This is a genomic window from Amycolatopsis coloradensis (assembly GCF_001953865.1).
Taxonomy (GTDB): domain Bacteria; phylum Actinomycetota; class Actinomycetes; order Mycobacteriales; family Pseudonocardiaceae; genus Amycolatopsis; species Amycolatopsis coloradensis.
The window spans coordinates 316,931-338,284 of the sequence record NZ_MQUQ01000014.1 but is presented as its reverse complement, the minus strand read 5'-3'; the positions used below and the strand labels follow the sequence as shown (position 1 = coordinate 338,284).

The following is a 21,354-nucleotide window of genomic DNA, read 5'->3' as shown; positions in this document are numbered from 1 at the left end:
TGATCTCCCGGAGGTAACCACGTACTCGTTCAGTCTGTTCCCGCGATCGCTACCCTTCGTGCGTGGCAGTGGGCGAACACCCGGCGCAGCGGGACACGGACGGGACGGGACCGGAAGACCCGGCGTCGGGATCGGTGGCGACGCTGTCCCCGGCACGCCCGCACGAATCCGAGCCGCTCGACGACAAGGAACTGCGCGGGCTGAACGTGGTCCGCCGGTTCGGCGCGGTCGGTTCCCTGTTCCTCGCCCTCGGCTCGCTCGGCGCGGGCGCCGCGCCGGTGATCAACCCGGTCCAGGAGATCCCGGTCCTGCGGCTGTTCACCCGGATCCCCACCGTCTCGCTCGCGATGGGCCTCGCCGGGATGGCGATCATCGTGCTCAGCTGGCTGATGCTGGGCCGGTTCGCGCAGCCCGCGCGCCGCCGCCTCGCCACCCAGGGCCAGCTCGCCCGCACCATCGCGCTCTGGTGCGCGCCGCTGCTGGTCATCCCGCCGCTGTTCTCTCGCGACGTCTACAGCTATCTCGCGCAGAGCGAGATCGTGGCGCGCGGGATGGACCCGTACTCCCTCGGCCCCGCCGAAGCACTCGGTGTCTCCGATCCGCTGACCTCGGGTGTCTCCAACATGTGGCGCGAGACCCCGGCGCCCTACGGCCCGCTGCTGCTGCGCCTCGGCGGCTGGCTCGCCCCGCTGAGCAACGGGAGCATCGTCACCGGTGTCCTGCTGCAACGAGGGCTCGCGCTGATCGGCGTCATCCTGATCATCTGGGCGCTGCCCCGGCTGGCCAGGCGGTTCGGCGTGCAGCCCGCCACCGCGCTGTGGCTCGGCGCGGCGAACCCGCTGCTGATCTTCCATTTCGTCGCGGGCGCCCACAACGACGCGCTGGCGATCGGCCTCATGGTGGCCGGGCTGGAGATCGGCATCAGCCGGATGCCGGTGCGGTTCAAGGGCGACACTCCCCCGCCGCTGGCCAAGGGCGAACTCCTGTTCATCGGGCTCGGGGTGGCGATCATCACCCTCGGCGTCGCGGTGAAGCTGAACGCGATCCTGGCGCTGCCGTTTTTCACGGTGATGGTGGCGAGACGCTGGCACGGCAGGCTCAAGGACCTGCTCACCGCGGCGGCGCCGATGGCACTGCTGTTCGGCGTCGTGCTGGTCGCGGTCTGTTACGGCACCGGACTCGGCTTCGGCTGGGTCGGCGCGCTGGGGACGCCGGGCCTGGTGCGCTCGTGGATCTCGCCGACCTCGGAACTCGCCGCGCTCGGCGGTGTCCTCGGCATCGCGCTCGGCCTCGGCAACCACACCAACGCGCTGGTACCGATCCTCGGCTCGCTCGGCTATCTCGTGGCGGGGGCGGTGACGGTCAAGTTCCTCTGGGACAGCTTCAAATGGCGCTACCGGCCGATGATCGGCCTCGGGGTCTCGCTCGGCGCGGTGATGGTCCTGCACGTCGCGCTGCAACCCTGGTACCTGCTGTGGGCGATCATCCCGCTCGCCGCGTCCGCGGGGACCTCGCGATTCCGCATCGCCGCGACGATCGTCACCGCCGTCCTGCCGTTCCTGCTGCCCACGACGGGCAGCACCTTCGACGGCCGCGGTTACGTCCTGCCGTTCGCGTGGGCCGCCGCGGGGGCGATCACGCTTCTGGGGCTGTTCGTCGTCCACCGCGTCTCGCCGCTGCTGCTGTCCAGATCGTCCCCGGAGCGTTCGGTCCCGGCGTGACGCCGTATCGTGACCTGTCGTGAACACCCCCGCCGTCGAGATCACCGGGCTGGTGAAACGCTACGGATCCACCACCGCGGTCGACGGACTCGACCTGCGGATGGAACGTGGCACACTGCTTGCTCTGCTCGGCCCGAACGGGGCCGGCAAGACCACCACCGTCGAGATCTGCGAAGGCTTCCTGCGCGCTGACGACGGCGAAGTCCGCGTGCTGGGCATGGACCCGTCACGGGACGGGCCGGCGCTGCGGCCGCGGATCGGCGTGATGCCCCAGGGCGGCGGCGCGTATCCCGGCGTCCGCGCCGACGAGATGCTCGGACTGGTCGCGGCGTGTGCCGCGAACCCGCTCGATCCCGCCTGGCTGCTGGATGTCCTCGGTCTCGCCGGAGCGCGGAAGAGGCCGTTCAAACGCCTTTCCGGCGGACAGCAGCAGCGGCTTTCCCTCGCCTGCGCGCTCGTCGGACGCCCGGAACTGCTCTTCCTCGACGAGCCGACAGCGGGTATGGACCCGCAGGCCCGTCGCCTGGTCTGGGATCTGCTCGGCGCACTGCGCACCGACGGGGTCAGCGTGCTGCTCACCACGCATCTGATGGAAGAGGCCGAAACGCTGGCCGACACCGTGGTGATCGTGGACCACGGCAAGGTCGTCGTCGAAGGCTCCCCGCAGTCGCTGACCGTCGACGCGGGCGAAGCCGTGCAGATGCGTTTCAAGGCGCGTACGCGGCTCGACACCGGTCTGCTGACCGCGGCCCTGCCCGAGGGTCACCTCGTCCACGAGTCCGCGCCGGGGACGTACCTCGTCGAGGGCGCGATCGACCCGCAGGTGGTGTCGACGGTGACGGCGTGGTGCGCGCAGCAGGGCGTCATGCCCGAGGAACTCCAGGTCGGCAGGCGCACGCTGGAAGAGGTCTTCCTGGAGCTGACCGGACGGGAACTGCGCGCATGACGACACTGCCTACGCCGCCGCCCGCTCCCCGATTCGCCGCGGGCACCTTCACCCCCGCCCCCGGCCGCGGTTCGCTCGGCAAGATGCTGCGCACGCACGCGAAGATCGAGGCGAGCCTGACCCTGCGCCACGGCGAGCAGATCCTGCTGACCCTGCTCATCCCGCTCGCGCTGCTGATCGGCTTGTCGCTGCTGGACATCCTGCCGTCGTCGCAGCTCGGTTCGGCGTCCAAAGTGGACTGGATCACGCCGAGGATCCTGGCGCTGGCGGTGATGTCGTCGGCGTTCACCGGACAGGCCATCGCACTCGGCTTCGATCGCCGTTATGGCGTCCTGAAACGACTTTCCGCCACCGCGCTGCCCCGCTGGCTGCTCGTCGCGGGCCGGGTGACCGCCGCGCTGGTCGTGGTCGCGTTGCAGGCCGTGATCCTCGGTGCCGTGGCCGCGCTGCTGGGCTGGTCGCCGTCGCCCGGCGGGATCCTCGGTGCGATCCCGTTCCTGATCGCTGGCACGTTCGCGTTCGGCGCGCTGGGGTTGTTGCTCGGCGGGGCACTGCGGGCGGAAGCCGTACTGGCGCTGGCGAACATCGTCTGGTTCGTGCTGCTGCTCGCCGGTGGCATCCTGCTGGCGCCGTCGACGATGCCGTCCGGTGTCGCGACGATCGTCGAGTTGCTGCCCTCGGGCGCGCTCGCCGAAGGACTGCGGTCGGTGCTGCTGGACGGCTCGTTCGGCTGGGGCCCGTTCGCGGTCCTCGTCGGCTGGGGCGTCGTCGCCGGTGCGCTGGCGAGTAAGACCACGAAGCTCACCTGAGGCGGCGGACACAGCGGATACGGCCGGTGACACGCTCTCAGCAACGGCGTTCTAGCATCGGAGGCGTGCCGTTCCAGAGCCTTGTAGCGCGTCTGCCGTATCCCTCGTCCGCGGTCCAGCGAGCGGTCGCGATGGCGGCGGTGATCGCACAGGCCGGAATCGGCGTCACCGGCTCGATCGTCCGGGTCACCGGCTCGGGCCTCGGCTGCCCGACCTGGCCGCAGTGCGTCGAAGGCAGCATCGTGCCGGTGGCGCACCCCGAATTCGACGCGCTCACCCAATGGATCGAGTTCGGCAACCGGATGCTGACCGGCGTCGTCATCGCCGTCGCCGCGCTGTGCGTGATCACCGCGTGGCGCGTGCAGATCGAGCACCCGAGCCGCCGCCGTCTGGTGAAGCTGGCCTGGACGATGCCCGCGGGCGTGCTGCTGCAGGCCGTCGTCGGCGGGATCACCGTGCTCGCGAAGCTCGAATGGTGGACAGTCGCGCTCCACTTCCTGGCCTCCACTCCCCTGGTCTGGCTCGCGGTCCTGCTTTTGCGCGCCTTCGAGGAGGGTGACGAGCCCGCCCGCTGGCTCATCCCGGACGCGGGCCGCAAGACGCTGATCGTGCTCGCCGCCGCGATGTGGGCCGTCCTGGTCGCGGGCACCACGGTCACCGGCGCGGGCCCGCACGGCGGCGACCCCGGCACCCACCGGTTCCAGGCGCCGATCGAGACGCTCACGCAGATCCACGGCGGCCTGCTGGTGGCCTACCTGATCGTGCTGGTCGTGTTCGGGCTCCAGCTGATGCGTGGCAGCACGCCGAAGCAGCTGTGGCGGCGGTACACCCTCGTCTGGGTCATCGCTCTCGCACAGGGTGTCCTGGGCTCGGTGCAGTACGCGCTGGGTGTGCCGGAGGCGCTGGTCTCGTTCCACGTCCTCGGCTCCGCGCTGGTGATCGTCTCCACGGCGGCACTGTGGTGCGGATCACGAGATCGCGGTCCGGCGCCGGTTTCCCACGCCGCTGACCGGGAACTCGCCACTTCGAACTGACTCCCTGGCAAACCGGACGTAACCCCCGGGCGGCGTGCTCGCCAGACACTGCCCTTACGCTGCGTTTCGGTGCCCCACACGGGGGTCACCTCCGAGTCGAGGCACGAGGTGTCGCATGACCGCCAGCACGGAGCCGGACGCACCGGCCAGTCAGTCCAAGCCCCTGATCTCCCACCGTCGAGGGTCCGGGGAGATGTTAATACTCAAGACCTTCCTGCTGGTCCCGTTCGTCGCGCTGCTCGCCGCCGTGCCCATCGTGTGGGGCTGGGGCATGACTTGGGTCGATCTCGCGCTGGCGGCCGTGTTCTACACCGTCGGGACGCTGGGGGTGACCGTCGGCTACCACCGCTACTTCACCCACGGTGCGTTCAAGGCCGGACGCCCGCTGCGGATCGCGCTCGCGATCGCCGGTGGTTTCGCGGTGCAGGGGTCGGTCATCTTCTGGGTGGCCAGCCACCGCCGTCACCACGCCTTCGCCGACCGCGAAGGCGACCCGCACTCCCCCTGGCTGTTCGGGACGTCGCCCACGGCGCTGCTGCGCGGGTTCTGGCACGCGCACATGGGCTGGATGTTCAGCCGCGAGGTGACCAACTACGAGCGCTTCGCGCCGGACCTGGTGGCCGACAAGGATCTTCGCGTCGTGAACCGCTACTTCTGGCTGTGGATCACGCTCAGCCTCGCGCTGCCCGCCGTACTCGGCGGACTGATCAGCTGGTCTTGGTGGGGTGCGGTGACCGGGTTCTTCTGGGCCGGGCTGGTCCGGATCGCGTTCCTGCACCACGTCAGCTGGTCGGTGAACTCGATCTGCCACCTGATCGGCGAGCGCCCGTTCGCCAGCCGTGACAAGGCGGCGAACTTCTGGCCGCTGGCGATTCTGTCCATGGGCGAGTCGTGGCACAACTCCCACCACGCCGACCCGACCTGCGCGCGGCACGGTGTCCTGCGCGGACAGGTCGACGTCTCGGCGCGCCTGATCTGGCTGTTCGAGAAGTTCGGCTGGGCGCGGGACGTGCGGTGGCCGAAGCCGGAACGCCTGGCCGCCAAACGCGTGAAACCCGCCTGACACTCGCCTGCCCCCTTCGCGATTCGTCCTCTAGTTGCGGTACTTGCACACGCATATACCGCAACTAGAGGACGAATCGCGTCAGGCGAGTTGCTGCCGTACGGCCGAGGCGAAGCGCCAAGCGGCCGCGGCGTCGGTCTGACGGAAACCGAGCGACGGCTCGACGAGTTCCAGTTCCAGCAGCAGCGGCTTGCCGTCCGGACCGGCGACGAGGTCGACGCGGGCGTAGAGCAGTTCCGCGCGCAGGATGCCGAGCAGCGCCGCCGTCGCGTCAAGAACGTCCTCGGCCAAGGCACGGAATCCCGCGGCGGGCTGCACGGGCGCGAGCTTTTCCGTCACGTACAGACCGGATTCGTCGACTTCCCTGCCCCTGCCCAGCATCGCGGCCTTCGAGAAAGCGTGCGAGTAGACGCCGCCGAAGTACACCAGCGCGAACTCGCCTTCACTGTCCACACTGGACTGATACGGCTGCATCACCGCGGTGTGGCCTTCGCCGTGAAGACTCTTCAGATGCGACACGGCCTCGTCGGCGCGGGCGGCGGTGAACTTCCCGACGCCCCGGGATCCGGCACCGACCGCGGGCTTCAGCACGAAATCGCCCTTGGGCCAGCGCGGGGTGTCGTCATCCGGCGCGATCAGCGTCGTCGGCACGACCGCGACCCCGGCGTCGCCGAGTTCGGCCAGATAGGCTTTGTCGGTGTTCCAGCGCGCGACTTCGGCCGAATTGGACAGCGCGGGCACGGTTTCGGTCCAGGACAGGAACTCGTCACGGCGCTCGGCGTAGTCCCAGGTGGCGCGCAGCACGACGATGTCCGCGGCGCCGAAGTCGACGGTCGTGTCGTCCCAGACGGCCCAGCGGGTCTTGAAGCCGAGGTCGGCCATCGCCTCGGGAACGGCGTGCTCGTCACCGTCACCTTCCGGCAGCGTGGAGCAAGCGACGAAGATCGCGGAGCCGCTCACTTGCCGGCCATCCGGCGGCGGTGCTCGGCACCGATCTTGGTGGCCTTCACGGTCTCGCTGTCCCATTCGGCGGGCTCGAGGTCTTCGACGGCCTCGACCAGCGCCTCGCCCGCCTCGGTGGAGGCGACGATGACGTCACCGAGCGCGCCGTCGGCGCCCACGAGCACGACCCTGGCGCCGGCTCGGCCGATGTTCTCCACCACCGCGCGCGACGGCTTCCCGTGCCGCTTGACGAAGTCGCGGGCGGCCGCGACCTGGCGCGACGTGGGGGCGGCGGTCTCGGTCTTCTCTTCGGTCTCAGCCACGGCCCGAGCTTAACCGCGAAAGGCCCGGGACGCGGAATAACCGTGGCGTCGGCCATAGTTGTCCCGGTCGGAACGACCTTGAACGAGGAGGATGTATGCCCACGGCAGTGCAGATCCGGCGAACCGGCGGTCCCGAAGTCCTCGAGCCGACGCAAGTCGAGGTCGGCGAACCCGGTGCCGGGGAACTGCTGGTGGACGTCGCCGCGGCGGGCGTCAACTACATCGACACCTACCACCGCGAGGGCATCTACCCGGTCGGCACGCCGTTCATCCTGGGCATGGAGGGCGCCGGCACGGTCGCCGCGATCGGCGACGGCGTGACCGGTTTCGCCGTGGGCGACCGGGTCGCCTGGCAGGGTTCGCTCGGCAGCTACGCCCAGCGCCGTCTGCTCCCCGCCGCGGTCGCGGTGAAGATCCCGGACGGCGTGACCGAGGAGACCGCCGCCGCCACGATGCTCCAGGGCGTCACCGCGCACGCGCTGACCGCCTCGACCTACGAGGTCAAGGCCGGTGACGACGTCCTCGTCCACGCCGCCGCGGGCGGGATGGGGCTGCTGCTGGTCCAGCTGGCCAAGGCCCGCGGCGCGCGGGTGATCGGCACCGTCTCCACCGCCGAGAAGGCCGAACTCGCCAAGGCGGCGGGCGCGGACGACGTCATCCGCTACGACCAGGTCGACTTCGCCGAGGCGGCCCGCGAACTCACCGGCGGCAAGGGCGTCGCAGTGGTCTACGACGGCGTCGGCAAGTCCACTGTGGACGGCAGCCTGGCGAGCCTGAAGATCCGCGGCCTGCTCGCCCTCTACGGCGCGGCCAGCGGCCCGGTGCCGCCGATCGACCCGCAACTGCTCAACCGCAGTGGCTCGGTGTACCTCACCCGCCCGACCTCCGCGCACTACGTGCTCACCCGTGAGGAACTGGAGTGGCGGGTGAACGAACTGTTCACCGCCGTCGGAGACGGCTCGCTGAACATCCGGATCGGCGGCCGCTACCCGCTGGCCGACGCCCGTCAGGCGCACGAAGACCTCCAGGGCCGCCGCACCACCGGCAAGCTCCTGCTGATCCCGTGACCGTGACCTGGCCGGAGGAGGTCCGGCTCACCGGGGAAGATGTCGTGCTGCGCGACTGGATCGAAGACGACGTCGCGTTCATGCCCGGCCTGTTCGACAACCCCGCTGTCGCTCGTTTCACGCCGTTGCCGTCCCCTTTCGACGAGGTGGCGGCGAAGGGGCACTACGAGAAGAGTCTCGCCCGCCGCACCGAGGGGACGGGGCGGCGGCTGGCCATCACGGTCGACGGCGGCGAGCCGCTCGGCGAGGTGGTGTTGTTCCTGAAGGACGATGCGGCCGAACTCGGCTACGCGGTCGGCCCGGCCCACCGCGGGCAAGACCTCGCGGCGCGGGCTCTTCGGGTGCTCACCGCTTATGCGCTGGACCTCGGTCTCGGACCGCTCCAGCTGAAGATCGACGCGCGGAACGCGGCCAGCGAGGCCGTCGCTCGCCGCGTCGGCTACGCCGTGACCGACAGGGAACCTGAGGTGAAGGTCGAGAAGGGCCTGGAGATCACCCTGCTCACCTGGGAGTACCGCGACTGAAGGGGACTTTCCCCGCATCGCATGCAGCGAAAGGGCCCTTCATCGCGTGAGATGCGGTGAAGGGCCCCTTCAGCTCCTGCCGGCATCAGCCCTTGTCGGTCGGGACGCTCACCGCGTCGGTCACGAACACCAGGGTCTCGTTCGGCTCGATGCCGTTGCCGCCCTGGCCGTAACCGAGGTCCGGCGGGATGATCAGCAGTCGCCGCGCGCCCTGCTTGATCCCTTCGAGCCCCTGGTCCCAGCCCTTGATGACCATGCCGGCGCCGAGCGTCAGCTCGAACGGCTCGCCGCGGTCGAACGAGCTGTCCAACTTCTGCTTGTTGGACCAGGTGACCAGCGAGTAGTTCATCCCCAGCTTCGCGCCGGCCTTGGCACCCTCACCAGTGCCGGGCTCGAGGTCCTTGGTGATGAGCTTCTTCGGCGGGTCGCAGTCGTCCGGGATGGTGATGGTCGGCGCTTCCCCGAACTTCCCGGTGGTCTTGACGTCGTCGGCCGTGCACTCCTTGCCCTTCGAAGCGGGCGGGGCCTGCGACGTCGCCGACGCGGGTGCCGCGCCGGAGGACGACTGGGCGGAACCTGCGGTGTTCGCTTTCTCGCCACAGGCCGCCAGGGCGAGGACGCCCGCGCCGATGACCACGATCTTGCCGAATGTGCGCATGCGGCAGACCTTAGCCAAGACCCTCCAGCGCCGGTACAAGGTCACCGGTCTGCACTACACCCATCCGACGGGTCGCCCTGGTCAGGGCCACATAAAGATCGTTGAGCCCGCGCGGGGACTCGGCGACGACCTGGTCCGGGGCGACCAGCACCACCGAATCGAACTCCAGGCCCTTCGCCCGCTCCACCGCCATCACCGACACCCGGTCCCCTGCCTCACTGAGCGCCTCCGACACCGTCTCGATCAGCGGGACCGGGCAAAGCACGGCGACCGTCCCACCGTCCACAGCGGACAGTTCGGCCTCGACGAGACCGGGCAGCGCGGCGGCGAGTTCCGCCGGGTCCACGGAACGCAGCCACGGCTCGAAACCCGTCTCCCGCACCGAAACCGGCGCTTCCAGCTCGGGATTGACGTCGGCGAGCACGCGGGACGCGACGGCCATGATCTCCGCCGGGGTCCGGTAGTTCACGGTCAGCTCTTCGAGCCGCCAACGATCTGCGACGTACGGCGAGAGCACTTCCCCCCACGATCGCGCGCCACCGGAAGCGCCGGTCTGGGCGACGTCACCGACCAGCGTCATCGACCGGTTCGGAGACCGGCGCATCAGCAGCCGCCAGTCCATCGCGGTCAGCTCCTGCGCCTCGTCGACGATCACGTGCCCGAAGGTCCAGGTCCGGTCCTGGGCGGCCCGCTGTGCCGCGGTCATCTCACTGCGGCGCTGCTGGCGTTCGGCGAACAGTTCGGCGTCGAGGACGTCACCCACCCGCAGCAGTTCCTCGTCGACGATCTCCTCGTCCTGTTCGAGGATGTCGAGCACGCCTTCCGCGTAGGCGCGGTCTTCCCGCTCCCGGCGGGCACGCTCGGCCCTGGCGTCGGTGTCGTCCTCGCCGAGCAGCTCGGCGAGTTCGTCGAGCAGCGGGACGTCGGCCGGGCTCCACTTGGCGTCCGTTGGGCTGAAAAGGTGCTCACGATCGGTCTCCGACAAGACCTTCCCGGCCGCGCCGCGCAACCGTTCGCGGTCGGCGAACAGCTCGTCGAGGACGATTTCGGGAGTGAGTGTCGGCCACAGCCCGTCGATCGCGGCGGCCACGTTCCGGTCGGCGGCGACCTCGGCGCGGATGTCCTGGACGTCGCGCGCGTCGAGCAGGTCCTCCCCCAGTTTGCGGGCGGCCTGGCGGGTCAGGGCGTCGAGGAGGTCGGAGACGAAGATCCGCCGCGCGAGGTTGTGCGGACGGCGCGACCGGCGGGCCCGCGTCCTGGCTTCGGTGCAGGTCTTGCGGTCGAGCATCAGGATCTCGCGTTCGAACTCGATCTCCAGCACCGGTTCCGGCACGCGCTGGCGATCGCGGACGGCGTTGGCGAGCACGTCGGCCATCACCGGACGGCCCTTGATCTCCGCGGCCTCGCGGGTGACCGGGCCGACGGCGTCCAGGCCCGGGTACAGCTGGCCGATCGTGGCCAGCAGCACCCCGGTCTCGCCCAGCGACGGCAGGACCTGCCCGATGTAGCGGAGAAAGGTGCTGTTCGGCCCGACCACCAGCACGCCGCGCGTGGTGAGCTGCTGCCGGTGCGTGTAGAGCAGGTACGCCGCGCGGTGCAGCGCGACCGCGGTCTTGCCGGTGCCCGGGCCGCCCTGGACCACCAGGACGCCGTTCGGCGAAGCGCGGATGATGCGGTCCTGCTCGGCCTGGATGGTGGCGACGATGTCGCTCATCTCACCGGTGCGACGGCGTTCGAGCGCGGCCAGCAGCGCCGCCTCCCCCGCGAGACCGAGGTCCTGGCCCTGGTCGGCGGCGGAGAGATCGAGGATCTCGTCGTCGACGCCGACGACCTTGCGGCTCAGCGACCGGATGTGGCGACGGCGGCGGACGCCTTCGGGCGAGGCGGCGGTGGCCAGGTAGAAGGGCCGCGCGACCGGCGCACGCCAGTCGACCAGCAGCGGGCGGTACTCGTCGTCCTCGTCGAACAGCCCGAGCCGCCCGATGTAGGTGGTCTCCTCGGCGTGCTCGGGCAAGAAGTCGAGACGGCCGAAGCACAGGCCCTGCTCGACGGAGCTCAGCTGGGACAACCTGTCGGTGTACAGCGTCGTGGCGACGTCGCGTTCGGTGCGCGCCTGCGGGGTGCCGCCGGTCTGGCGCAGCGTCTGGTCGAGCCTGCGCTGCGCGTCGACGCGTTCGGCGTCGAGTTTGCGGTAAAGGGTGGTGACGTACTCCTGCTCGAGCGCGACGTCCCGCTCGAGCGCGTCGAGTTCCCGGTCCGGGGACACAGACAAAAGCAGCCTGCTTTCGAGAGGTGGGACAAGGGGCCGAAAGGGTTACAACGGCGCCCGCCATCATCTCATTCTCGCGTGCGCACGCGGACCAGGAGCAAGGCAGCCTGGAAGACGCCCCCAACGCAATTCGTCCTCTAGTTGCGGTAGTTGAGCGTGCAACTACCGCAACTAGAGGACGAATTGCGGGACGGGGAGGAGCGTCAGAAGGGCAGGCCGATGGCGGGGAGGCCGATGGCCGAGTCGACGGCCAGCGCGACGAACACGATCATCAGGTATGTGTTCGACCGGTGGAACAGCGACATCGGCTTGGTTTCCTCGCCGCGCCGCACCGCCGCGTTCAGGCTGTGCGCGTAGAAGAGGAACCAGCCGCCCGCCAGGATCGCGAACGTAGTGTAGATCCAGCTCGTCACCGGGACCAGCAGCAGCGTCCAGGCGACCATCACCCACGAGTAGATGACGATCTGCCGCGCCACGTGCTGCGGGGTGGCGACCACCGGCAGCATCGGCACGCCGGCGCGCTCGTAGTCGTCGCGGTACTTCATGCCCAGCGCCCAGGTGTGCGGCGGGGTCCAGAAGAAGATGACACCGAACATCACGAACGCGGGCCACTCGACGGTGCCGGTGACGGCGGCCCAGCCGATGACGACCGGCATGCAGCCCGCCGCCCCGCCCCAGACCACATTCTGTGACGTACGCCGCTTCAGCACCAGCGTGTAGACGAAGATGTAGAACAGGATCGTCGCGATCGCGAGGATCGCCGAGAGCAGATTCACCGTGAAATAGAGCACGACTGCCGACAGCACGCCGAGCACGAGACCGAAGATCAGCGCGCCGCGGCGGGGTACCGATTCCTTCACCAGCGGACGGCGCTTGGTGCGGTTCATCACCTTGTCGATGTCCGCGTCGATGACGCAGTTCAAGGCGTTGGCGCTACCGGCGGCCATGGTGCCGCCCACGAGCGTCGCGAGTACCAGCCACGGCGACGGGGTTTCCCGGCCTGCCAGGAACATCGCGGGAATCGTGGTGACGAGGAGGAGTTCGATCACCCTGGGCTTCGCGAGGGCGGCGTACGCGCCGACGACCTGGCGGATTGTTCGCCGGCCACCGTGCGGTCGTTCACCGGTCGGATGTACGGCGCTGGTGCTGTCACTGCGTCCGTGCGCAGCGTTCACCAACGACATTTCACTCCCTGCGTCAGTTTTCGGGCCGGGGCCCACCAGGCTTCCGGGTGATGTGGCGGGCCCCGGATCCCTGCGTTCTGAACCCTTCCTCGATGTTAGACGTGCTGTTTCCAGAGGGTGATCGCGGGTCCTCGACCGGCCGAACCATTAGGCTGGCCGCGGTAGGTCGCGGCGTACCTGAAGCGAACGGCCCGGAGCAGGAATATCGTCCCTTCCGGATCGATTGAGATTAATAGCGGTACACGTGGGTTACCCATGAGGGAAGAGAAGCCACAACCTGATGACGGGGAGTTCGAGTTCAGTGTCCGAAACCGCCTCTACCAGCGAGAAGAACCCACTCCTCCGGCGCAACCTGCCCGCCGACTGGACCGAGAACGACACGCGGGCCGTCGACACCGTTCGGGTGCTCGCCGCGGACGCGGTCGAGAACTGCGGCAGCGGTCACCCCGGCACCGCGATGAGCTTGGCGCCGCTCGCCTACACGCTCTTCCAGCGGACGCTGCGTCATGACCCGGCGGACCCCGAGTGGCCCGCCCGCGACCGCTTCATCCTCTCCGCGGGGCACTCGAGCCTGACCCTCTACATCCAGCTGTACCTCGCTGGGTTCGGCCTGGAGCTGGAAGACCTGAAGCAGCTCCGCAAGTGGAACTCGAAGACCCCCGGTCACCCGGAGTACCGCCACACCAAGGGCATCGAGACCACCACCGGCCCGCTCGGCCAGGGCCTGGCCAACGGTGTCGGCATGGCGATGGCGGCCCGCCGCGAGCGCGGCCTGCTGGACCCGGAGCCCGCCGTCGGCGAGAGCATCTTCGACCACCACATCTACGTGATCGCCTCCGACGGTGACATCGAAGAGGGCGTCACCGCCGAAGCCTCGTCGATCGCCGGCCGCCAGGAGCTGGGCAACCTCATCGTCTTCTGGGACGACAACGAGATCTCGATCGAGGACGACACCAAGATCGCGCTGTCCGAGGACGTCGTGAAGCGCTACGAGGCCTACGGGTGGCACACCCAGGTCGTCGAGGGTGGCGAGGACGTCGTCGCGATCGAAAAGGCCATCAAGGCCGCGAAGGCCGAGACCGAGCGCCCGTCGTTCATCGCGCTGAAGACCGTCATCGGGTACCCGGCACCGAAGAAGATGGGCACCGGCAAGGCCCACGGCGCCGCGCTCGGTGCCGAAGAGGTCGCCGCGGTCAAGGAGATCCTCGGCTTCGACCCCGAGCGGAACTTCCAGGTCGACGACGAGGTCATCGCGCACACCCGCCGGGCCGTCGACCGCGGCAAGACCGCGCGTGCCGAATGGCAGGAGAAGTTCGAGGCGTGGGGCGCCGCCAACCCGGAGCGCAAGAAGATCGCGGACCGGATGTCCACCCGCACGCTGCCCGACGGCTTCGCCGACAACCTCCCGAAGTGGGAGCCGGACGCCAAGGGCATCGCGACCCGCAAGGCCTCCGGTGAGGTTTTGAACGCCCTCGCCGACCCGCTTCCCGAACTGTGGGGTGGCTCCGCGGACCTCGCGGAGAGCAACAACACCACCATGAAGGGGGCCGACTCGTTCGGCCCGGAGAAGGCTTCCACCGACATGTGGAAGACCAGCCCGTACGGCCGGACGCTGCACTTCGGCATCCGCGAGCACGCGATGGGCTCGATCCTCAACGGCATCGCGCTGCACGGCGGCACCCGTCCCTACGGCGCGACGTTCCTGATCTTCTCCGACTACATGCGCCCGCCCGTGCGGCTGGCCGCGCTGATGAAGGCGCCGGTCACCTACGTGTGGACGCACGACTCGATCGGCCTCGGCGAGGACGGCCCGACCCACCAGCCGATCGAGCAGCTCTCCTCGCTGCGCGCGATCCCCGGCCTCAACGTCGTCCGCCCGGCGGACGCCAACGAGACCGCGTACGCGTGGAAGGCCGTCCTGGAGGACGTCCACCACCCGTCGGGCCTCGCGCTCACCCGGCAGAACGTGCCGGTGCTGGAGGGCACCAGCGCCGAAGGCGTCAAGCGGGGCGGTTACGTCCTTGCCGAAGCGTCGGGCGAGCTGCCCCAGGTCGTGCTGATCGCGACCGGCTCCGAGGTCCAGCTGGCCGTGGAGGCCCGCAAGACCCTCGAAGCCGACGGCATCCCGGCGAGCGTCGTCTCGATGCCGTGTGTCGAGTGGTTCGACGCGCAGGACCAGTCCTACAAGGACTCGGTGCTCCCGCCGTCGGTCAAGGCACGCGTCTCCGTCGAAGCCGGTATCGCCCTTTCGTGGCACCGCTTCACCGGTGACGCCGGGGAGAACGTCTCGATCGAGCATTTCGGTGCCTCGGCCGACGCCGGCACTCTGTTCCGCGAGTTCGGGTTCACCGCGGAAGCCGTCGTCGACGCCGCCCGTCGCTCGATCGCCAACACCAAGAACTGAAGGGGAAGGCATGAGCAACGACAACCTCGCGCAACTGTCCGAGGCCGGTGTTTCGATTTGGCTCGACGACCTGTCCCGTGAGCGTCTGAACACCGGCAACCTCGCCGGTCTCGTCCGCGACAAGCACGTCGTGGGCGTGACGACCAACCCGACGATCTTCGCCAACGCGATGTCGAAGGGCGAGGCCTACGACGAGCAGACTCGCGAGCTGGCAGCCCGCGGCGCCGACGTCGAGGCCACCATCCGCGAACTGACCACCACCGACGTGCGCAACGCCGCGGACCTGTTCCGCGACGTCTACACCGCCACGAACGGGGTCGACGGCCGGGTGTCCATCGAGGTGGACCCGCGGCTGGCCAAGGACGCCGAGAAGACCGCGGCCGAGGCGCAGGACCTGTGGAAGACCGTGGACCGGCCGAACGTGCTGATCAAGATCCCGGCCACCGAAGAAGGCCTCCCGGCCATCACCAAGACCCTGGCCGAGGGCATCAGCGTCAACGTCACGCTGATCTTCTCGGTCGAGCGGTACCGGGCGGTCATCGAGGCCTACTTCGCCGGGCTCGAGCAGGCCAAGGCCAACGGCCACGACCTCAAGGGCATTCACTCGGTCGCGTCGTTCTTCGTGTCCCGTGTGGACGCCGAGATCGACAAGCGGCTCGACGCCATCGGCACCGACGAGGCCAAGGCGCTGCGCGGCGAGGCCGCCCTCGCCAACGCGCGCCTCGCGTACGCGGCGTTCGAGGAGTTGTCCTCCTCGGACCGCTGGAAGAAGCTCGCCGAGGCGGGCGCGAACGCGCAGCGTCCGCTGTGGGCCTCCACCGGTGTGAAGGACCCGCAGTACTCCGACACCCGCTACGTGGACCAGCTCGTCGTCAAGGACACGGTCAACACGATGCCGGAGAAGACCCTCGACGCCGCAGCGGACCACGCCGACGTCACCGGTGACACGGTGACCGGCAAGGGCGCCGAGGCGCAGGCCGTCTTCGACAAGCTGAGCGCCGTCGGCATCGACATCACCGACGTGTTCCTGACCCTCGAGAACGAGGGCGTCGAGAAGTTCGAGAAGTCCTGGACCGAACTTCTCGAGACCGTCACCGGGCAGCTGGACAAGGCGAAGGACTGATCACCGACCATGGCAGGGGAAACGACCGGCGTCGAAATAGTCGACGCCGCCCTGGCCGGCGAAGCCGCTCCGTTCGCGGAGCGGCTCGTCGCCGACCAGGTCGCATCGAAATTGGCGTCCCAGGACGCCACACTGTGGGGTCCCGAAGCCGAGTCCGAAGCGTCGATCCGTCTCTCGTGGACGACGCTGCACAAGTCCTCGCGGCCGTTGATCGGCGAGATCGAGGCATTGCGGACCGACCTGCGTTCGGAGGGTGTCGACCGCGTCGTCCTCGCGGGCATGGGCGGTTCGTCACTGGCCCCCGAGGTCATCACCGCGACGGACGGCGTCGCGCTGACCGTCCTCGACACCACCGACCCTGGCCAGGTCGCCGACGCGCTCGCCGGTGACCTGGAGCGCACGGTCATCGTCGTGTCGTCGAAGTCCGGCGGCACCGTCGAGACCGACAGCCACCGGCGGATCTTCGCGAAGGCCTTCACCGACGCGGGTATCGACGCGGCACGACGGATCGTGGTCGTCACCGACCCGGGCTCGCCGTTCGCGGAACTGTCCGAAAAGGAGGGTTACCGCAAGGTCTTCCTCGCCGATCCGAACGTCGGCGGCCGTTATTCGGCGCTGACCGCGTTCGGGCTCGTCCCGGCCGGGCTCGCCGGCGCGGACGTCGCCCGCCTGCTCGACCAGGCCGCTTCGGCGGCAGAGACGCTGGCAGCCGACTCCGTGGACAACCCCGCTGTCAAGCTCGCGGCGGCGTGGACGGCGGCGCACGAAAAGGGCGCCGAGAAGGTCGTCATCGCCACAGTGCCTTCAAAAGAGGGTGGCTCCGTACTCAAGGGCTTCGCCGACTGGGCGGAGCAGCTGATCGCCGAGTCCACCGGCAAGCAGGGCACCGGTCTTCTGCCGGTCGCCGTCGAGGGCCCGGACTCCCCCGGGTTCGCCGACGCCAAGGACGACGCCACCCCGGTGGCCGTTGGCCAGGCCGAAGGCACCGCGAAGATCTCCGTGACCGGCTCGCTCGGCGCGCAGTTCCTGCTGTGGGAGTTCGCGACCGCGCTCGCCGGACGGCTGCTCGGGATCAACCCGTTCGACCAGCCCGACGTCGAGGCGGCCAAGAAGGCCGCACGGTCGCTGCTCGACAACCCGGACAAGCTCAAGGGCGGCGAGAAGCCGTCCACTGTGGACGGCGCGGTCGAGGTGTTCGGCTCGGAAGGCGTTTCGACGGAGGGGAAGCTCGCGGACATCCTGCGGGCTTTCTTCGATTCCGCACCGGAAACCGGCTACATCGCGGTGCAGGCGTACCTCGACCGTCTCGACGACGCGTCGACGTCGCTCCTGCGTGGCGAGGTCGCCAAGCGGACCGGCCGCCAGACCACCTTCGGGTGGGGGCCGCGGTTCCTGCACTCCACCGGGCAGTACCACAAGGGCGGGCACCAGAACGGTGTCTTCCTGCAGATCACCGGCGCCGTCGAGCAGGATCTCGACGTGCCGGACCGGCCGTACACGCTCGGCGTGCTCCAGCACGCGCAGGCACTGGGTGACGGCCAGGTGCTCGCGGAGCACGGTCGTCCGGTGCTGCGCCTGCACCTCACCGACCGGGCCGCCGGCCTGGCCGAACTGGTCCGCGCGGTACAGGAGGCAGGCGAGTGACCCGGGCCTGGAGCAACCCGCTGCGCGACCCGCGCGACAAGCGGCTGCCACGGATCGCCGGGCCGTCCAGCCTGGTGATCTTCGGCGTGACCGGTGACCTCGCCCGCAAGAAACTGATGCCGGCGATCTACGACCTCGCCCACCGCGGGCTGCTGCCCGCCGGGTTCTCGCTGGTCGGTTTCGCCCGCCGGGACTGGGAGCACCAGGACTTCGGCGAGCTGGTGCACGACTCGGTCAAGGAGCACGCCCGGACGCCGTTCAAGGAGTCGGTGTGGAACCGGCTCGCCGAAGGGATCCGGTTCGTCCAGGGCACCTTCGACGACGATGACGCCTTCGACCGGCTCGCGCAGACGGTCAAGGACCTCGACGCCGAGCGGGGCACCGGTGGCAACACCGCGTTCTACCTGTCGATCCCGCCGAGCGCGTTCCCGGTGGTGACCAAGCAGCTCGCCCGCTCCGGCCTCGCCGACGCGAGCGAGGAGACCTGGCGCCGCGTGGTCATCGAGAAGCCGTTCGGCCGCGACCTCAAGAGCGCCAAGGAGCTCAACGAGATCGTGAACGACGTCTTCCCCGAGGAGTCGGTGTTCCGCATCGACCACTACCTCGGCAAGGAGACGGTGCAGAACCTGCTGGCGCTGCGGTTCGCGAACCAGCTCTTCGAGCCGATCTGGAACGCCAACTACGTCGACCACGTGCAGATCACCATGGCCGAGGACATCGGCCTCGGCGGCCGCGCGGGGTACTACGACGGCATCGGCGCCGCCCGCGACGTCATCCAGAACCACCTGCTGCAACTCCTCGCGCTGACCGCGATGGAGGAGCCGGTCTCGTTCGCGCCGCGGGCGCTGCGGTCCGAGAAGATCAAGGTGCTTTCGGCGACGAAGCCACTCGGACCGCTCGACGAGACCACCGCGCGCGGGCAGTACGCGGGCGGCTGGCAGGGCGGCATGAAAGTGCCGGGCCTGCTGCAGGAAGACGGTTTCTCGAAGGACTCGACCACCGAGACCTACGCCGCGGTGACGCTGGAGGTGCAGAACCGCCGCTGGGCGGGCGTGCCGTTCTACCTGCGCACCGGCAAGCGGCTTGGCCGCCGGGTCACCGAGATCGCCGTGGTGTTCAAGCGGGCGCCGCATCTGCCGTTCGACTCGACCTCGACCGAGGAACTGGGCCAGAACGCGCTGGTGATCCGGGTGCAGCCCGACGAGGGCATCACGCTGCGGTTCGGGTCGAAGGTGCCGGGGACCACGATGGAGGTCCGCGACGTCACCATGGACTTCGGCTACGGGCACGCGTTCACCGAGTCGTCGCCGGAGGCCTACGAGCGGCTCATCCTGGACGTGCTGCTCGGCGAACCGTCGCTGTTCCCGGTGAACGAAGAGGTCGAGCTGTCCTGGGAGATCCTGGACCCGATCCTCGACCACTGGGCCAAGAAGGGCGCGCCCGCGGCGTACCCGCCCGGCTCGTGGGGACCGCCGTCCGCGGACGAAATGCTGGAGCGTACCGGCCGGAACTGGAGGCGTCCGTGATCATCGACCTGCCGTCGACCACGACGTCGCAGCTGAACAAGAAACTCGTCGAAATCCGCGAACAGGGCGGGCAGGTGGCACTCGGCCGGGTGCTGACGCTGGTCATAGTGGCTGACGACGACGACCGGCTCGAAGAAGCGATCGAAGCCGCCAACGAGGCCAGCCGGGAGCACCCCTCGCGGGTGATCGTGGTGGCCAAGGGCGCGCGGACCGCGGCACCGCGGATCGACGGCCAGATCCGGGTCGGCGGCGACGCCGGCGCGAGCGAGGTCATCGTCCTGCGGCTCTACGGTCCGCTGGCCTCGCAGGGGCAGAGCGCCGTCGTGCCGCTGCTCCTGCCGGACGCGCCGATCGTCACCTGGTGGCCCGGCACCGGCCCGAAGGCTCCGGCCAAGGACCCGCTCGGTGAGCTGGCCCAGCGCCGGATCACCGACTCCGCCGCGGAAAAGTCACCCATAAGAGCACTCACCACCCGGGCGAAGTCCTATGTGGAGGGTGACACCGATCTGGCGTGGACCAGGCTGACCAGCTGGCGTGCCCAGCTGGTGTCCGCTTTGGACCTTCCACCGCATGAGAAGATCACCGGCGCGACCGTGACCGGTGAGGCCGACTCGCCGTCGACCGAACTGCTCGCGGGCTGGCTGGCCGAGTACCTCAAGGTGCCGGTGAAGCGGGTCAAGAGCAGCGGTGCCGCGGGCATCATCTCGGTGACGCTGGAGCGGCGTTCCGGCGCGGTGGAACTGCACCGGCCGGACGGACGGGTCGGCACGCTGACCCAGCCGGGCCAGCCGACGCGGCGGATCGCCCTGCAGCGGCGGGACAACAAGGACTGCCTGATCGAGGAGCTGCGGCGGCTCGACCCGGACGAGGTCTACGAGGCCTCGCTGAACGGGCTCGGCAAGATCTCGTCGGGCACCGCGGCCAAGGCCGCTCCGGCGAAGAAGACCGCTCCGGCCGCTCCGGCCGCTCCCGTCGCTCCGAAGAAGAAGGCGGCCGCCGCCACCGCTACGACGAAGAAGAGCGCCTCATGAGCAAGACCGAGGTCGTCGTCTACGAGAACCCGGACCTCCTGGCCGCCGCCACGGCGGCCAGGCTGGTCACCCGGCTCGTCGACGTCCAGGCCGCCAAGGGCTCGGCTTCGGTGGTGCTCACCGGTGGCGGCACCGGGATCGCGATCCTGAAGGAACTGCGCGACTCCAGCGCCCGCGACGCTCTCGACTGGTCGCGTCTCGACGTCTACTGGGGCGACGAGCGTTTCGTCCCGGCGGCCTCCGACGAGCGCAACGAGAAGCAGGCCCGCGAGGCCCTGCTCGACCACGTCCCGCTCGACCCGAAGCGGGTGCACGCCATGGCCCCCTCGGACGGCGAGTTCGGCGATGACGTCGACGCCGCGGCCGCCGCGTACGCGGAGATCCTGACGGCCGACGTGCCGGCGTTCGACATCATGCTGCTGGGCCTCGGCGGGGAGGGGCACACCGCCTCGATCTTCCCCGAGAGCCCGGCGGTGTACGAGAAGGAGCGTTCGGTCGTCGCGGTGCGCGACTGCCCGAAGCCGCCGCCGACCCGGATCTCGCTGACCCTGCCCGCGATCCGTCGCGCGCAGGACATCTGGCTGGTCACCGGCGGCGATGCCAAGGCGGACGCCGTCGCGCAGGCGCTGGCCGGTGCCGGCGAGGTCCAGATCCCGGTAGCGGGGGCACGCGGCAGCCGTCGCACGCTCTGGCTGCTGGACCGGGGCTCCGCCTCGAAGCTCACGAAGGTCTACCAGACCCCGTCTGCCTGACCCTGAAGTACGTGAAGGCCCCCTTCATTGCGCCTGGCGCAATGAAGGGGGCCTTCACGTACTTCAGGCACCTACACAGCACCTGCACCCCCATGGCGGAAGTCCGGGACGGCCTCTCTTCTCTACTCTGAAGGTGAGAAGAGAGCGCGGCAGGGTCACCGCGCGACCACGAAAAGTGACGTAGATCAACTTCCGCCGCTTCCTGCGTCACAACCGCTCGCAACACCCGTCGAAGTGATCAGCGGACCACCGAGCCCGGGTGGTCCGCTGAGGATCCGACCGACCGAACGTTCATGCACTTGTCCGCAGAACGGACAGTGACCGGACAGTCGCT

At 69.4% G+C, this 21,354-nt stretch carries 18 protein-coding genes; 13 read left to right on the top strand and 5 right to left on the bottom strand.

Going from position 1 to position 21,354, the window contains the following annotated elements:
- The first annotated feature begins 134 nt into the window (after positions 1–134).
- The 5 genes from mptB (at position 135) to BS329_RS25440 (ending at position 5,573) form a co-directional block, all read left to right on the top strand.
- Entirely contained in the window at positions 135–1,721 is a 1,587-nt protein-coding gene (gene mptB / locus BS329_RS25460) for a polyprenol phosphomannose-dependent alpha 1,6 mannosyltransferase MptB (protein ID WP_076163762.1), read from the top strand.
- Between the two features lie 19 nt (positions 1,722–1,740).
- Complete coding sequence (locus tag BS329_RS25455; RefSeq protein ID WP_076163761.1) at positions 1,741–2,667, top strand: ABC transporter ATP-binding protein; 927 nt, start codon at positions 1,741–1,743, stop codon at positions 2,665–2,667.
- Entirely contained in the window at positions 2,664–3,476 is an 813-nt protein-coding gene (locus BS329_RS25450) for an ABC transporter permease (protein WP_076163760.1), read from the top strand. Before BS329_RS25455 ends, BS329_RS25450 begins: the two co-directional genes overlap by 4 nt.
- Positions 3,477–3,541: 65 nt before the next feature.
- Positions 3,542–4,510, top strand: a complete 969-nt coding sequence (locus BS329_RS25445) for a COX15/CtaA family protein (RefSeq protein WP_076163759.1) — start codon at positions 3,542–3,544, stop codon at positions 4,508–4,510.
- Positions 4,511–4,625: 115 nt separating this feature from the next.
- Positions 4,626–5,573, top strand: a complete 948-nt coding sequence (locus tag BS329_RS25440) for an acyl-CoA desaturase (RefSeq protein ID WP_076163758.1) — start codon at positions 4,626–4,628, stop codon at positions 5,571–5,573.
- 81 nt (positions 5,574–5,654) lie between these two features.
- On the opposite strand, the gene BS329_RS25435 is transcribed toward BS329_RS25440, so the two are convergent.
- Positions 5,655–6,533, bottom strand: a complete 879-nt coding sequence (locus BS329_RS25435) for an ATP-grasp domain-containing protein (RefSeq protein WP_076163757.1) — start codon at positions 6,531–6,533, stop codon at positions 5,655–5,657.
- The gene (locus BS329_RS25430; protein WP_076163756.1) at positions 6,530–6,838 is read right to left on the bottom strand and encodes a hypothetical protein; all 309 of its coding nucleotides are present in this window, start codon (positions 6,836–6,838) and stop codon (positions 6,530–6,532) included. The genes BS329_RS25435 and BS329_RS25430 overlap by 4 nt, the downstream gene beginning before the upstream one ends.
- 95 nt (positions 6,839–6,933) lie before the next feature.
- Here BS329_RS25430 and BS329_RS25425 point away from each other — a divergent pair, with 95 nt between their 5' ends.
- Both BS329_RS25425 and BS329_RS25420 read left to right on the top strand, forming a co-directional pair.
- Positions 6,934–7,905 carry a quinone oxidoreductase family protein gene (locus tag BS329_RS25425; RefSeq protein WP_076163755.1) on the top strand — a complete coding sequence of 324 codons (972 nt, stop codon included), beginning with the start codon at positions 6,934–6,936 and terminating at the stop codon, positions 7,903–7,905.
- Positions 7,902–8,429 (top strand): GNAT family N-acetyltransferase, encoded by a 528-nt coding sequence (locus BS329_RS25420; RefSeq protein ID WP_076163754.1) that lies wholly within the window; start codon positions 7,902–7,904, stop codon positions 8,427–8,429. The genes BS329_RS25425 and BS329_RS25420 overlap by 4 nt, the downstream gene beginning before the upstream one ends.
- Before the next feature lie 85 nt (positions 8,430–8,514).
- Here BS329_RS25420 and BS329_RS25415 read toward each other — a convergent pair whose 3' ends face one another.
- From BS329_RS25415 to BS329_RS25405, 3 genes are all read right to left on the bottom strand, one after another.
- Positions 8,515–9,087 (bottom strand): FKBP-type peptidyl-prolyl cis-trans isomerase, encoded by a 573-nt coding sequence (locus BS329_RS25415; protein WP_076163753.1) that lies wholly within the window; start codon positions 9,085–9,087, stop codon positions 8,515–8,517.
- A 10-nt stretch (positions 9,088–9,097) separates the two neighbouring features.
- A complete protein-coding gene (locus tag BS329_RS25410; protein ID WP_143253197.1) occupies positions 9,098–11,353 on the bottom strand; it encodes a HelD family protein in 2,256 nt (751 codons plus the stop codon).
- 206 nt (positions 11,354–11,559) lie between these two features.
- Positions 11,560–12,540: a heme o synthase gene (locus tag BS329_RS25405; protein ID WP_076163751.1), complete on the bottom strand. Its 981-nt coding sequence runs from the start codon at positions 12,538–12,540 to the stop codon at positions 11,560–11,562.
- 301 nt (positions 12,541–12,841) lie between these two features.
- Here BS329_RS25405 and tkt point away from each other — a divergent pair, with 301 nt between their 5' ends.
- The 6 genes from tkt to pgl are packed head-to-tail and all read left to right on the top strand — an operon-like array spanning position 12,842 to position 21,020.
- Positions 12,842–14,944, top strand: a complete 2,103-nt coding sequence (gene tkt, locus BS329_RS25400) for a transketolase (protein WP_076163750.1) — start codon at positions 12,842–12,844, stop codon at positions 14,942–14,944.
- Between the two features lie 10 nt (positions 14,945–14,954).
- Positions 14,955–16,067, top strand: coding sequence for a transaldolase (gene tal / locus BS329_RS25395; protein WP_076163749.1), 1,113 nt, complete (start codon positions 14,955–14,957; stop codon positions 16,065–16,067).
- A gap of 9 nt (positions 16,068–16,076) precedes the next feature.
- Positions 16,077–17,711 (top strand): hypothetical protein, encoded by a 1,635-nt coding sequence (locus BS329_RS25390; protein ID WP_076163748.1) that lies wholly within the window; start codon positions 16,077–16,079, stop codon positions 17,709–17,711.
- A complete protein-coding gene (zwf, locus tag BS329_RS25385; RefSeq protein WP_076163747.1) occupies positions 17,708–19,237 on the top strand; it encodes a glucose-6-phosphate dehydrogenase in 1,530 nt (509 codons plus the stop codon). Before BS329_RS25390 ends, zwf begins: the two co-directional genes overlap by 4 nt.
- Positions 19,234–20,268 (top strand): glucose-6-phosphate dehydrogenase assembly protein OpcA, encoded by a 1,035-nt coding sequence (gene opcA, locus BS329_RS25380; RefSeq protein WP_076163746.1) that lies wholly within the window; start codon positions 19,234–19,236, stop codon positions 20,266–20,268. The genes zwf and opcA overlap by 4 nt, the downstream gene beginning before the upstream one ends.
- Positions 20,265–21,020: a 6-phosphogluconolactonase gene (gene pgl, locus BS329_RS25375; protein ID WP_076163745.1), complete on the top strand. Its 756-nt coding sequence runs from the start codon at positions 20,265–20,267 to the stop codon at positions 21,018–21,020. Before opcA ends, pgl begins: the two co-directional genes overlap by 4 nt.
- Positions 21,021–21,354 lie beyond the last annotated feature (334 nt).

What these genes read in the sequence shown, in the direction of transcription:
- BS329_RS25450 (WP_076163760.1), top strand. Translation starts at nt 2,664, where the DNA reads ATGACGACACTGCCTACGCCGCCGCCCGCTCCCCGATTCGCCGCGGGC.
- BS329_RS25440 (WP_076163758.1), top strand. Translation starts at nt 4,626, where the DNA reads ATGACCGCCAGCACGGAGCCGGACGCACCGGCCAGTCAGTCCAAGCCC.
- BS329_RS25425 (WP_076163755.1), top strand. Translation starts at nt 6,934, where the DNA reads ATGCCCACGGCAGTGCAGATCCGGCGAACCGGCGGTCCCGAAGTCCTC.
- BS329_RS25415 (WP_076163753.1), bottom strand. Translation starts at nt 9,087, where the DNA reads ATGCGCACATTCGGCAAGATCGTGGTCATCGGCGCGGGCGTCCTCGCC.
- BS329_RS25405 (WP_076163751.1), bottom strand. Translation starts at nt 12,540, where the DNA reads ATGTCGTTGGTGAACGCTGCGCACGGACGCAGTGACAGCACCAGCGCC.
- tal (WP_076163749.1), top strand. Translation starts at nt 14,955, where the DNA reads ATGAGCAACGACAACCTCGCGCAACTGTCCGAGGCCGGTGTTTCGATT.
- BS329_RS25390 (WP_076163748.1), top strand. Translation starts at nt 16,077, where the DNA reads ATGGCAGGGGAAACGACCGGCGTCGAAATAGTCGACGCCGCCCTGGCC.
- pgl (WP_076163745.1), top strand. Translation starts at nt 20,265, where the DNA reads ATGAGCAAGACCGAGGTCGTCGTCTACGAGAACCCGGACCTCCTGGCC.